General features: G+C 62.5%; 11 protein-coding genes. 7 read left to right on the forward strand and 4 right to left on the reverse strand.

Going from position 1 to position 13,589, the window contains the following annotated elements:
- Positions 1–50 precede the first annotated feature (50 nt).
- Entirely contained in the window at positions 51–371 is a 321-nt protein-coding gene (locus tag GTP58_RS26720) for a PilZ domain-containing protein (protein WP_161080041.1), read from the forward strand.
- Here the strand turns inward: GTP58_RS26720 and GTP58_RS26725 are convergent.
- Positions 352–1,494 (reverse strand): citrate synthase family protein, encoded by a 1,143-nt coding sequence (locus tag GTP58_RS26725; RefSeq protein ID WP_161080042.1) that lies wholly within the window; start codon positions 1,492–1,494, stop codon positions 352–354. The genes GTP58_RS26720 and GTP58_RS26725 overlap by 20 nt on opposite strands.
- A gap of 92 nt (positions 1,495–1,586) precedes the next feature.
- Here GTP58_RS26725 and GTP58_RS26730 point away from each other — a divergent pair, with 92 nt between their 5' ends.
- Entirely contained in the window at positions 1,587–2,951 is a 1,365-nt protein-coding gene (locus tag GTP58_RS26730; RefSeq protein WP_161080043.1) for a CoA transferase, read from the forward strand.
- Positions 2,952–2,964: 13 nt separating this feature from the next.
- On the opposite strand, the gene GTP58_RS26735 is transcribed toward GTP58_RS26730, so the two are convergent.
- The gene (locus GTP58_RS26735) at positions 2,965–4,953 is read right to left on the reverse strand and encodes a TonB-dependent siderophore receptor (RefSeq protein ID WP_161080044.1); all 1,989 of its coding nucleotides are present in this window, start codon (positions 4,951–4,953) and stop codon (positions 2,965–2,967) included.
- A gap of 193 nt (positions 4,954–5,146) precedes the next feature.
- Here GTP58_RS26735 and GTP58_RS26740 point away from each other — a divergent pair, with 193 nt between their 5' ends.
- Entirely contained in the window at positions 5,147–5,533 is a 387-nt protein-coding gene (locus GTP58_RS26740; protein ID WP_161080045.1) for a VOC family protein, read from the forward strand.
- Positions 5,534–5,537: 4 nt separating this feature from the next.
- On the opposite strand, the gene GTP58_RS26745 is transcribed toward GTP58_RS26740, so the two are convergent.
- Complete coding sequence (locus tag GTP58_RS26745) at positions 5,538–5,828, reverse strand: hypothetical protein (RefSeq protein WP_161080046.1); 291 nt, start codon at positions 5,826–5,828, stop codon at positions 5,538–5,540.
- Positions 5,829–5,865: 37 nt separating this feature from the next.
- Positions 5,866–6,789: a transcriptional regulator GcvA gene (gene gcvA / locus GTP58_RS26750; RefSeq protein WP_255490770.1), complete on the reverse strand. Its 924-nt coding sequence runs from the start codon at positions 6,787–6,789 to the stop codon at positions 5,866–5,868.
- Positions 6,790–6,889: 100 nt separating this feature from the next.
- On the opposite strand from gcvA, the gene gcvPA reads away from it, so the two are divergent.
- From gcvPA to GTP58_RS26770, 4 genes are read left to right on the forward strand one after another with little or no spacing between them, the layout of a single operon-like run.
- Positions 6,890–8,287, forward strand: coding sequence for an aminomethyl-transferring glycine dehydrogenase subunit GcvPA (gene gcvPA, locus GTP58_RS26755; RefSeq protein WP_161080048.1), 1,398 nt, complete (start codon positions 6,890–6,892; stop codon positions 8,285–8,287).
- Positions 8,284–9,870 carry an aminomethyl-transferring glycine dehydrogenase subunit GcvPB gene (gene gcvPB / locus GTP58_RS26760; protein ID WP_161080049.1) on the forward strand — a complete coding sequence of 529 codons (1,587 nt, stop codon included), beginning with the start codon at positions 8,284–8,286 and terminating at the stop codon, positions 9,868–9,870. Before gcvPA ends, gcvPB begins: the two co-directional genes overlap by 4 nt.
- Entirely contained in the window at positions 9,867–11,000 is a 1,134-nt protein-coding gene (locus tag GTP58_RS26765; protein WP_161080050.1) for an ATP-NAD kinase family protein, read from the forward strand. Before gcvPB ends, GTP58_RS26765 begins: the two co-directional genes overlap by 4 nt.
- Positions 11,001–11,037: 37 nt before the next feature.
- Entirely contained in the window at positions 11,038–13,548 is a 2,511-nt protein-coding gene (locus GTP58_RS26770; protein WP_161080051.1) for a TonB-dependent receptor, read from the forward strand.
- The last annotated feature ends 41 nt before the right edge of the window (positions 13,549–13,589 follow it).

A 13,589-nucleotide genomic window follows, 5' to 3' on the forward strand; every position in this document is an offset into this window, starting at 1 on the left:
TGTGTTGTAATCGTTAATAGTGCATTTTGCGTAACTAAGAGGACAAGAAATTGTTAGTCGATCAAAGGTCTGGCGCGCGTAAGATCGTGCGCTCCAAAGCAGTTGTGGTGATGGATGGCATGCCTCCCAAGCAAGGGCGCACCCTGGACATCAGCGCCAGCGGCCTGTCGCTCAACTTTGACCATAAGCTGGGGACTGGCGACATCGGCACGGTGTCGTTCGAGCTGTTCGTGGAAGGGAAGGCGCAAGTGCTGACTTGCCGCTCGCGGGTCAACTACTGCATCTTCAGCGGTGACCATTTTAAAATCGGCTTCCAGTTCATGAATCCCGACATGGCCACCATGGCCACTATCAATAAATTCCTGCGTTGATGGCTGCCGGGCCGGTGTAGCTGGCCCGTGGCCGTATCAGACGGTTGGCTTGCACCTGCTCCAGCGCGTGGGCAAGCCAGCCGACGCAGCGACCCACCGCAAACAATATGAAGGGCGCATCTTTCGGCAAGCCGCAGGCAGCGGTAAGCAGCGACAGGGCGTAATCGATATTGGGCAGCTCGCCGGCCTGTTTTTCGGCGGCGTCGGCCAATGCTGCATGTGGTTGTATTTCCGGTAGCAGTTTGATCAACGCCCTGGCGCGCGGATCGCCGTCGCTATACAGCGGATGGCCGAACGCGGGCAGGGGCTGTCCGCTGGCGAGCCAGTCGCGCATGGCCTGGTCTGCGCCGTGACGCCGGGCCTGTTCAATCAGCCGCGCAAACTCCGCCGTTGCGCCGCCATGCCGTGGTCCCGTCAGCGTGGTGAAACCGGCCAGCACACCGGCCGCCAGCGACGCGCCGGTCGAGATGGCGACGCGGGTGGCAAAGGTGGAGGCATTGAGTTCGTTGTCGGCCATGAGTACGAGGGCGCGGCGGATCAGGTCTTCATGTGCGTCGGCGTGCCATGCGCAAGCGAGGCGTTGGCTGATGTACCCTGGCTGGCGGCCCACCATCGCATCGACCAATGTTGCGAGTACGCTGGCCGCTTCCGTCCGCAGTTCATCGATCGGACGGCCCAGCGATGGCGCGTCATGTGCGCTGAGGCGGGCAAGTGCCAGCAGGCCAGCTTCCAGTGGACTACCATTGGCGGCCGGCTCTGCGTAGTGCGTTTCTGCTGGCTTGCCTTCCCATAGCAAGGCGGCGATATCTTCAAGGCTGGCGGTATCGGCCAGGGTCGCGGCATCGTGTCCGCGATAGAGCAGACGGCCGTCGGCGATTGTGGAAATCGATGAGGGCAGCACCGGGTCGCCATACTGCATGGTTTGCGTGGACACGGTTTCCACCTTGCGCCGCCCGTTCGCGCGGCGTGCCATGCGCAGCACATCGTCACGGTGATACAGGCTGCGGCGGGGATCGTTGTCATCCGCTTTCGCGCGTATCTTGCCCCGGCTGACGTTGGCGTACAGCGTTTGCGGGCGAACGTTGAGCATATCCAGGGCTTCTGCGGCGGTCATCCAGACCATGGGGCTTCCTATGTTGACACATCAAGTCAAGATTGACGCTACCGGACCAGCGGTCCTAAGCTGTGTTCAAGGATAACTGATTCGGAGTGCTTATGTCTTATCACCTGCTCGATGCCGCCTGGTCGGCGCTGGACCTGCCTTCCTCGGCGCTGGACGCCGTTCAGATCACCGGGCAGGGCGAGCTGCCGTCCTGGTTTGCGACCACCGGGCTGGCAGCGGCTTCGGTCGCCACGGCGGCGTTGGCAGTGCAGCAGTTGATGGCCGCGCAGGGCCGGGCACCCGCTGGCGTCACGGTGGATCAGCGGCTGGCATCCATGTGGTTCAGCTGGTCGATTCAACCGGTTAGCTGGGAACGTCCGCCGCTGTGGGACGCGATTGCCGGGGACTATGCGACTGCCGATGGCTGGATACGCCTGCACACCAATGCGCCGCATCATCGCCTGGCCGCGTTGGCTGCCTTAGGCTGCGCGGACGACCGTGAAGCCGTCGCCCGCACTGTCGCCGGCTGGCGCGCGCAGGAACTTGAGGAAGCCGTGGTGGCACACGGCGGCTGCGCCGCAATGATGCGCTCCATGGCCGCATGGCAGGCGCACCCGCAAGGCCGCGCAGTCGCCGCCGAACCGCTGATTGCGTTCAGCTCCCATGCACAGGCCAGCGGGCGCCGTGAGTGGGCCTGGACGGCAAGCCGGCCCCTCGCAGGACTCAAAGTGCTGGACCTGACGCGGGTGCTGGCCGGCCCGGTGGCGACGCGCTTCCTGGCCGGTTATGGCGCCGATGTTTTGCGCATCGATCCACCAGGCTGGAACGAACCCGGCGTGATCCCGGAAGTCACGCTCGGCAAGCGCTGCGCGCGACTGGATCTGACGCAGGCCTCTGACCGCGCCAGGTTTGAAAAGCTGCTCGCCGAAGCTGATGTACTGGTCCACGGCTACCGTCCGGCGGCACTGGAACGTCTGGGCTATGGCGAGGAATATCGTCGCCAGCGCAATCCCTCGCTCATCGACGTCGCGCTGGATGCCTACGGCTGGACCGGCCCGCTGGCTGGCCGCCGTGGCTTCGATAGTCTGGTGCAAATGAGCTGCGGCATCGCCGATCACGGCATGCGGCAGCAGGGGGCGAGCAAACCTGTGCCGCTGCCCGTGCAGGCACTGGACCACGCCACCGGTTACCTGATTGCCGCTGCCGTAGTGCGGGCCTTGATTTCTCGCCTCAACGACGGACGCGTTCAACAGGCCCGCCTGTCGCTCGCGCGCACTGCCCAACTGCTGATGACTACACAGACGCCTGCGGCCTCTCCACCGCTGGCTGCCACCAGCGACGCTGACTACGCACCACAGCTAGAGCAAACCGAATGGGGACCCGCACGCCGCTACCATCCGCCGGCCATCATCGAAGGCGTCCCCATGGCGTGGACGCGGCCTGCATCGAGCCTGGGCTCGGCATCGGCAGCTTGGTGAGGCGCTAAGCGTATTACCAGTCGCGGCGCACGCGCAGCATGGCAAATGGCTGCGTGCGGGTGCTATTGTGTTCGACGAAATCGACGCCACCCGCCAGGCGATCACCGCCGGCATAGTGCGCGCGGTCATAGGTAATCACACGGCTGGCGAGGTTGTTCAGCTCCAGCGTCACCATCAGGTTCGATGCGGGACGGTAGTTGACGAAAGCCCGTGCCCACGCCGAACCGCTGCTGGTATCGCGCTCGGCGACCTGCCAGCTATCGTTGCTCCAGCCGTTATCGACGGAAAAGCCCCATGCCGTCCGTTGCTGCGGCAGGTCCTGCGAGAACTCCACGCGCCACGCCATCGGCTGCTCGCCAGACAGGCGGCGCGGCGCCAGTGTGGTGGCATCGGTGACGGAGGATGAACGCCAGGTGGTCGACAGCTTGAGCTGCCCCTGCGGCAGGGACCAGCTGTCTGTGGGCAGGTTCAACATGCCCGTGATGTTGTCCGCACTCGCCTCGCCGACGTTGCCGGCGACATCGTAGGTGGCGTTTGCGGTGCGGATCGGCATGCGGTCGATAAGGTCACTGATGTGGGCCTGCGTATAACTCAGCGTGGCAAGACCACGTTCCCAGAAACGGTATTCCAGCGCGCCTTCGCACAGCCAGGTCTTGGCCGCCACCACATCCGGCACGCCGGCCCGCAGCGCTTTGTCGCCAATGCCAAAGTAGGCAGCTGCGTCGCCAAAGTTGATCTGGCTGATTTCGCGTTCCAGGCGCAGGCGTAATTGCAGTGCCGGCGAGGGCGATAGCGATACGCGCAGACGCGGCTTGGGATAAACGTAGGCCTTGCCCTCCGTCTGGCTGGCGCTGGTGCTCAGCGAGGAATGTTCGATCTTCACGCCTGCCTCGGCGCTCAGCGAACTATCCACCTGCCATGCGGAAGACAGCTGGCCTTCGACCCGCGACTCCTGCACCCACGCGCTACCGGTGGGAACTGCGATGGCCTGCGCGTTGACCTGCGAGGTATTGCTGTTGTCGTTGGCGGTGACGGCGCGTTCCAGGCCACCGCGTATCACCACGCCATCCAGCGCTTGCCAGCTGAGTTCACCGGCCAATACCTTCTCGCTGGCCGTACTGGTTGAACGGCCGTGGGAAGCGCTGCTGTCAGGGCCGGACGCCGAGTCGGTAGCAATATCGGCGGTCCGGTACAGCGCTCTCAGATCCATGCTGGTACCGGGCGCCAGTTCGCGCGAGTAGGCAAGGCCTTGCTCCAGCGTGCGGCCGGTGTTGTTGTTGAAGTTGAGCGAGGGCGTCGCGCCGTCATTGCGGATCAGGGATTGATAAGACCACGGCGCCAGCCCGCCGTTCCAGGTCAACTGGCCGTCCAGCACATCCTGTCCGTAAGTCAGTTTGAGCGATTTATTGTCGGAGATGCCGGCGCCTTTGATCGCCACCTCGGCGATGGGGGTAGGCGCGGTGTACAAGGTTGTGCGGCGTCCTTCGCCTTGCGAGAAGTCCGGCGAACGTCGCCAGCCCAGTGCTAGGTTGAGGTTCTTGTCGCCGCGTTTGAGGCTGTAACTACCTTCCAGCGAGGGCTCCAGACTCCCATCCGGCATCACCGAACTGGATGCGGTGGCCGATGCCGACACCAGATCCATCGGCTTGAGGATCAGATTGGCGACACTGGCAAAGCCCTGCATATCAATGCCGCTGGCGCCACCGTTAATGACATCGATGCGCTCAACACCGATCTTGGGAATCCGTCCCAGCAGATCACCCAGCGGCTCCGTTTTGGAAGTGGGGCGCTTGCCGTTGATTAGCACATTGCCGGCCGAACCGCGTGAGGGATTTCCGCCGTCGAACACGAAGCCGGGCAGGCGAGACACCATTTCCATCGCCGTCCCCGCCTGAAACTGCACAAAGTACTCAGGTGCATACGATTGCGCGCCGGCCAGCCCCGGCGCCGTCAAGGCACAGGCGAGCAGAATGGCATGGCGGGCGAAGGTCGTAAGGCTCATCACAACATTTTGCAGTGAACACAGTTCAGTAGCAACCAAGAGCTTGAAGCAGCCGGCTTGTTTAGTGCGGTTCGATAAAACAGGATCGCCTGACTTGCCGTGATAATGTGTAAATTTTTCAGCAAAATGCTACGCCTGTCGTCGTGGGGCTTCTTTGGCTCGCCGCCAGTCATGTCTAGAAAGGACTCATACCATGCATCCACAACCACTCATCGCCACCCATGATGTCGCCGCAACCAGTGCCTGGTACCAGGCGGTGCTGGGTCTGGAAAGTGGCCATGGCGGCAGTGACTACGATCAGCTGATGCATGATGGCCGCATGGTGATGCAACTGCATCATTGGGACGCGCATCATCATCCTCACATCGGCAATCCGGAGCAGCCATCGCGCGGCAATGGCGTGCTGCTGTGGTTCCAGACGGATCAATTCGACGCGTTCATGCAGCGCGTCACGGCGCAAAACGCGCAGGTGCTGGAAGGCCCCAAGGTCAACACCAATGCCAACCACAGGGAGGTCTGGCTACGCGATCCAAATGGCTATGTTGTCGTCGTAGCCGGCGCCTATGGCGATCTTGGCTGAGGGCTCAGGCGGCGTGGCGATCCTTGAGGATGTAGCGTAACCACGCCACCCCATTGACGACGGCGACGACCGCGCCAGCCGCTTTAAATGCTTCGTCCAGTTTGGGAAAACCGCACAGGTGGAGCAGCCACGAGGTCCCCCACAAAAACGTGTACAGCGCGAACAGGTAGTGCAGCTTTACTGGCAACTGGCGCTGCTGCCTGGCTTTATTTCGGTAGGCGGCAAATAGAAACAGTCCGCCAACAGCGTAAAACAGTACGACGTTAAAGATCTCCCAGTGACGACCGTCCAGCATGACACTCCCTTGGTTTTGTGTGCTTTTATGGCAATGATTATAGCGAAGATTCCGCCTCCTGCGCATGTGCTTCTGCGCGCAGAAAGTCGGAGAACCACGTCAACGCTTCCTGTTCGCTGCGGGTAGGGCGCCAGCACATGTAGTACGCGCCTTGCGCAGTTAGCGTCTGGCTGAATGGGCTGACCAGCGTGCCGCGGCGCAGGTCATCGTCGATCAATACTGCGCGGCCCAGCGCGATGCCCTGGCCGTTCAGCGCCGCCTGCATCAGGGCGTTGCTGTCGTCGATGAGTGGACCGCGCAATGCCAGCGACGGCGCCAGGCCCGCCTGCTCAAACCAGCGCTCCCAATCATCACAGCTGTCTTCGTGCAGCAGGGTGTAGTGGGCCAGGTCGGACGGCGCCAGCAAGGGCGGGCCGTCTTTCAACATCGCGGGAGAACACACGGGCAGCAGCTCGGTGCCGAACAGCCGCTCGCACTCCACGCCCGGCCATTTGCCATCGCCCCAGCGGATCGCCAGGTCGATGCTGTCCCGTCCCAGATCGGTATGCATCACCGTGTGCACCAGCCGCACTTCGAGCTGGCTGTGCGCGGCCAAGAAGCGGTCCAGTCGCCCGACCAGCCAGCGCGAGCTGAAAGCCGGCGTGACCGCCACGGTCAGACGCCGGCGCGCGCGGCCTTCGCCCTGGGCCAGCTGTGTCAGCACGCGGTCGATGCGGCCAAAGGCATCGACCAGATTGCGCTGCAAGATCGCCCCTTCCGCCGTCAGCGTGATGGCGCGCGTCATGCGCTTGAACAGCTTGATTTCCAGCGCATCCTCCAGCGTCTTGATCTGGTGGCTGACTGCCGCCTGGGAGATGCATAACTCGTCGGCGGCACGGGTAAAGCTCATGTGCCGTGCGGTGACCTCAAACGTTTTTAACTGCCTCAACAGACTGGAAGAATGGACCACAGCGTACTCCATGCATGAAATTTTCTAATGTATCGCATGCATACTGATCATTTGTCAATGTTATTTCGCTCCTACAAGATTGGGTATCCGAACCCGATCAACAGGAAACGACATGGAATCTGCTAAGCCGTTCATCCACCCCTACATCCCCAACTCAGTGCCCGCCGTCCGTGACGCCATGCTGCATGCCGTGGGCGCCACCAGTACCGAAGAATTCTTTGCCGATATCCCCGCTGCGCTGCGCATGCAGGCGCCATTGGCGATTCCTGCGCCGCTGATGTCGGAAGCGCGCCTCAAGCGCCACGTGGAAGGCCTGCTGCGCAAGAACACCCACTGCGCGGCGCAATTGAGCTTCCTCGGCGGCGGTTGCTACCAGCATCATGTACCGGCGGTGTGCGACGAGATCAATGGCCGCAGCGAGTTCGCCACCGCCTATGCGGGCGAGCCGTATGACGACCATGGCCGCTTCCAGGCCCTGTTCGAGTACTGCAGCATGATGGGCGCCTTGCTGGAAATGGATGTCGTCAACGTCCCGGTCTACGACGGCATGCAGGCCGCTGCCACCACGGTACGCATGGCTGGTCGTCACACCGGCCGGCGCCGCGTGGTCGTCGCGGGCCACATCAATCCGGACAAGCTGTCCGTGATGGTCAACTATGGCCGTGCCGATCTGGATTTTGTAACGGTACCGTTCGACGCACAAACCGGCCTGCTGGACCTGGCCACCGTAGCGCGCACGCTGGACCAGCAGACCGCCGCGCTGTACGTCGATATCCCATCCTTCCTCGGCACCATAGACGATGGCGCCGCGCTGGCCGCTGCTGCGCATGCGGTGGGCGCGCTGTTCATCGTTGGCGTTGACCCGACCTCGCTGGGCGTGCTGGCGACACCTGCCAGCTACGGCGCCGACATCGTCTGCGGCGACATTCAGCCGCTGGGCATGCACATGAATTACGGCGGCGGGCAGGGCGGCTTCATCGCCAGTCACGATGATCCGGCCATCGTCATGCAATATCCATCGCGTCTGTTCGGCATCGTGCCGACCAACGTACCCGGTGAATATGGCTTTGGCGACGTCGCCTACAGCCGTACCTCGTTCGACAAGCGCGAGAACGGCAACGAATTCGTTGGCACCGCCGCCGCCCTGTGGGGCATTACCGCTGGCGTGTATTTGGCGTTGATGGGGCCTCAAGGCATGACCGAGCTGGCGACCGGCATCGCCCAGCGCACTGCATACGCCAGACAGCGCATGGCGCGGTTGCCAGGTGTACGCGTGACGCATGCCGGCAGCTGCCATTTCCGCGAGTTCGTCGTCAACTTCGATGGCACCGGCCTGCCGGTGGCGGCCATCAACGCCGCCTTGCAGCAGCAGGGCATGTTTGGCGGCCATGACCTGAGCACCGCTTTCCCCGCGCTGGGCCAGTCGGCCTTGTACGCCTTTTCCGAAGTCCACACGCAGGAAGACATCGACCTGCTGTGCGCAACGCTTGAGAAAGTCCTCCAACAATGAACGCCATGGATAACATCGCCACCCACCGCAAACAGCAGATGCGCCGCTACCATCAGGCGCGCTGGGACGAACCGGTTATTTTTGAATTGAGCCAGCCGGGTGAACGCGGCATTCTGGTGCCGGAAGTGGAGCCGGACATCGTGCGGGCGGCAGGCCAGCCGCTGGCGGGCCTGCCGGCGTCCATGCTGCGCCAGCAGGCACCGGCGCTGCCGGAGATGTCGCAGAACCGCGTGCTGCGGCATTATCTGCGGCTGTCGCAGGAAAATCTGGGCGCTGACCTTAATGTCGATGTTGGCCAGGGTACCTGCACGATGAAGTACAACCCGAAGATCAACGACCAGCTGGCGCGTCAGCCGGGCATGGCGGAACTGCATCCGCGCCAGCCGGACAGCAGCGTGCAGGGCATGCTGGAAGTGATCGACAAGCTGGAAGGCGTGATGTGCGAAGTGTCCGGCATGGATGCGGTGTCGCTGCAGCCGCGCGGCGGATCGCAAGCCATCTTCGCCAATATGTCCATGGTGCGCGCCTGGCATGAGAGCCGCGGCGAAGCAGGGCAGCGCGATGAGGTGATTACCACCATCTTCTCGCATCCGTCCGATGCGGCCTGCTCCAAGCTGGTAGGTTACAAGGTGATTACGATTTACCCGGATGCGGACGGCTATCCCGACCTGGCAGCGCTGAAGGCAGCAGTGTCGCCGCGCACGGCAGCACTGGTCATCACGAATCCTGAAGATACCGGCATCTTCAACAGCCGCATACGTGAGTTTGTGGACGCGGTGCACGCGGTGGGTGGCCTGTGCGTGTATGACCAGGCCAATGCCAACGGGCTGCTGGGCATTGCACGCGCAAGGGAAGCGGGCTTCGACCTGTGCCACTTCAACCTGCACAAGACCTTCGCCACGCCGCATGCGTGTGGTGGTCCCGCTGTCGGCGCGGTGTGCTGCACTGCGGCGCTGGCGCCATTCCTGCCCGGTCCTCTGGTGCGTAGCAAGGAGGGCCGTTATCAGCTGGTGAGCGGCGCGCAGCAGTCCATCGGCAAGATCAGCAGCTTTGCCGGCGCGGCGTCCATCATGTTGCGCGCCTATGCCTGGGTTATGAGTCTGGGCGCGGAAGGTCTGAAGACGGTGTCCGAAATTGCGGTCCTCAATAACAACTACATGATGCACGAGCTGTTGAAGATCGACGGCATGGCTGCACCGTACGCACCGGGCAAGCGCCGTATCGAACAAGTACGCTACAGCTGGGCCGCGCTAACCGAAGCGACCGGTGTGACGTCGGAAGAAATCGGCCTGCGCGCGGCCGACTTTGGCGTCCATTACTGGACCAGCCACCACCCCTATCTGGTGCCGGAACCCGCCACCATCGAACCGACCGAGTCGTATTCGCGTGCCGATCTGGATGAATTCATCAGTGTGATGCGCCATATCGCTGGCGAGGCGCGCAGCAATCCGGCGCTGGTGAAGACCGCGCCGCATAACTGCCCCGTACATCGCGTGCAAGGCGAGATGCTGGATGATCCGGAGCGCTGGGGCATCACCTGGCGTGCCTATCAACGCAAGCTGGGCGAGCGCGGACTGGCATGAAGATAGGACTGGTGGCCAATCCCTGGGCCGGTATCGGCGGCCCGGCAGGGCTCAAGGGCTCGGACGGCGCCGGCAGTGTGCAGGCGGCGCTTGCCGCGCACAGCCTGCCGCAAGTGCCCGCACGTCTGGCTGCCATGTTTGCGGCCTGCGGCGAAGCGGCACGCGCCATCGACTGGTATACCGCCGATGGCGCCATGGGGTGGACTGCGTTGCAGACGGCAGGCTTGCAGGCCAGCGCCGTGGTGCCGGTCAGCGAGCCGTCGCAAGCAGCGGACACGCGCCGCGCCAGTGGCATCCTGGCCGGAATGGGTATTGATCTGCTGCTGTTCGCCGGCGGCGACGGCACGGCACGCGATGTGCTGGATGGTCTGCATGACACTGGCGCAGTGGGCCGCCTGCCTGTATTGGGGCTGCCGGCTGGCGTCAAGATGCAGTCGGCGGTGTTTGCCAACCACCCGACGGCGGCAGGGCTGCTGCTCCGCCAGTTGCAACAAAACGGTCTGGCGGTATGTGCCGATGCCGAGGTGATGGACCTGGACGAAGATGCACTGCGCAGCGGCGAGATCTCGCCGTGCTTGTATGGGTACCTGCAAATCCCGCTGGCGCCGACGCTGACCCAGGGTGGTAAAGCCCGTCACGTCAGCGGCAGCGGTGCGCAGCGCATGGCCATCGCCCGCAGCTTTGCGGAAAGGATGGAAGCCCGTTCGCTCTACCTGATCGGGCCTGGCACGACCACCCAGGCGTTGCTGGCGCTGCTGGGCGTCGAGGGGACTTTGCTTGGCGTGGATGCGGTGCTGGGAGATGGCACCTTGCTGGCGCGTGACGCCACGCGCCGCGAGTTGGAGGATCTGGCTGGCGACTGGCAGGCATCGCTGCATCTGGTGCTGTCGCCGATAGGAGGGCAGGGAATGGTGCTGGGAAGGGGAAACCAGCAGATTTCGCCGCGCCTGTTGCGTGCGGCCGGCCGCCACGGCCTGCATGTGCTGGCGCCACCGGACAAGCTGATGTCGCTGTACGGTGGCGTGCTGCGTATCGATAGCGGCGACGCCGAACTCGATGCGCAATTCAGTGGGTATTTGCCGGTCACCACCGGCTATCGGGAACAGACCATGTGGCCTGTCTCGGTGTAGTGGCAGTAATCATAACGATAAAGATCAGGAGACTCAGATGAGACAAAAAACAGGGCTGACGCTTTCGGTTGCGACGCTGGCGCAGCTGGCAGCCATGCATGGCGCGCAGGCGCAAACCGCACCGGAAGCGGCGGCGGTCAACGACAAGGGCGCGGTCGTGCCGGAAGTCGTGGTGACCGGTACCACCGCCAGGAACCGTACCAAGCTGGAATCGTCGGTGGCGATTACCACGGTGGACCAGGCCAAGCTGGAAAAGCTGGCGCCGCACAGTCTTGCCGACTCGCTGCAGCAGGTGCCCGGCTTGTGGGTGGAAGCCTCCGGCGGCGAGGTATCGAATAATGTGTCGCCACGCGGCCTGAGTGGCGGCGCGGCATTCCAGTTCATCAGCCTTCAGGAAGACGGCCTGCCGGTGATTTATGACGGCGAACTGGTGGACGTGTTGATGCGCGAGGACGTTACCATCAAGCGTTTTGAAGCGATTCGTGGCGGAACCTCGGCTATTCTGTCGACCAACGGCCCGGCCGCCATCGTCAACTTCATCAGCCAGAAAGGCACGCAGAAGCCGCAAGGCGAAGTGAAGGTCACCGTCAGCGACTACGGCATGGTACGCACGGAAGGCGTGTATTCGGGACCGATCAACGATGACTGGACCTACGCAGCGGGCGGTTACTACCGCGAAGGCAAGGGCGTTCGGCCTATCGGCATTACCGCCGACCACGGCGGCCAGTTCCGCCTGAACCTGACGCGCAAGCTGGAAGGTGGCGAGTTGAATCTGTCGGCCAAATACGTCAATGACCACAACACCTTCTATCTGCCTATTCCGCTGACCAATCCAGGTAATCCCACCGGCGTGCCGGGCGTCGATCCGCATTACGGCTCGCTGGATGGTCCGGATGTCGCGCATATCCGCAACCAGACCACTAACGGCGTGATCGACACCAACCTCAATACCGGCTTCCACGTGCTGGCCAAGGTGTTTGGCGCGGACCTGCAGCATGAGCTGGGTGGCGACTGGTCGTTCCGTAACAATGCGCGCTATACCCGCTATGACGTGGCGCCGCATTCCGTGTTCAATGGACCGAACAGCTATCTGGTCCGCGCCAGTAATCGCCTCGATCCCAAGCAATCCAGTGATGTGGCGGAATTGCTCAAGCGTTTTGGCGGTACGGCGAAACTGGCGTATGCCGGCACTGGCCAGATCATCAATGATCCATCGACCCTGAATGGCAACGGCTTCACCACAGACGCTGTGGCGGAGACGCGCTTCCGTTCCCTGGGCCACTTCATCGACAAGCTGTCGGTGACCAACGAGAATAGCAAGAACAGCTTCACGGCCGGCGTCCTGTTCGCGTCGCAGAAGCTGTATGACGATTCCGATTACGGCGCCCGCATCATCACCGATGTGCGCGACCAGCCTAGCCGTCTGGATATCGTCGCGGTCGACGCCAGCAACAAGATCCTCGGCTACCTGTCGGACAAGGGCGTGCTGCGCAACGGCTACTTCTACGAGCGCCACAAAGGTGATATGAAGTCGCTGTCCTATTTCGTCAATGATGAGTGGAAGGTGAGCGACAAGCTGCGCCTTGACGCTGGCGTGCGTTACGAAGTCGCACGCTATGACGTGCAGGACGAAGGCGTGCAGGCTGCCGGCGACGATCTGCCGGGCGATAGTCTGACCGGTGGCGCAATCATTCCGGGCGCGCTGAATCCGGATGGCACCGACAAGGACAACATCATCGCCAACAACTACATGCGCCGTGCAGGTACCGGGGTGTGGACGCGCAAGCAGAAGACCATCAAGGAAGCGTCGTACACGGCCGGTTTCAATTACGCCTTCAACGATCACGTGGCGACCTATGGCCGCTACGCCAGCGGCACCAATATGCCGACCTTGTACAGCACCGACAGTTTTGTCGATGGCGCCAGCCGGTTGAGTTTCACCGAAGCGGGCGTACGCTACATCTCGCCGTTCTGGACCACCTCGGCGACGCTGTTCCACACCAAGTTCGATAACCTGTCGTTTGGTGAAACCGACCAGGCTACCGGTAACTTCCGCCAGGTGTTCGTCAAAACGCTGTCCACCGGCGTGGAGCTGGAAGGTGTCGTCAACTTGCACAAGCGCTTCTCGCTGGAGTATGTGGCAACCCTGCAGAAAGCCACCATCGACGGCATTGATCCAAACGCGGAAGAGGCCAAGCAGAACGGCAACCAGGTGATGCGGACGCCAAATACGCAAGTGCGCCTGATTCCGACTGTGCACTTTGACTTCGGCGATGTGTTCCTGGTCTACAGCCATATCGGCAAGCGCTTTGCCGACTTTGAAAATGCGCTGGCGCTGCCTGCCTACCATGTGATCGACATGGGTGCGGAAATCAACCTCGATAAGAAGTGGAAGCTGAATCTCAAGGTGAACAACCTGACCAACGAGATCGGCCTCACCGAGGGCAACCCACGTAGCGGCTTCAATCAAAGTTCAAATGGCAGCCTGTTCTACGCACGGCCTATCCTCGGGCGCAATGCCACGGCCGCGCTGTCTTACCGCTTCTGATGTATCCGGGGCCGGACGTGTGTAGCGTCCGGCCTTATCGT

The organism is Duganella sp. CY15W (genome assembly GCF_009857555.1).
Taxonomy (GTDB): domain Bacteria; phylum Pseudomonadota; class Gammaproteobacteria; order Burkholderiales; family Burkholderiaceae_D; genus Rugamonas; species Rugamonas sacchari.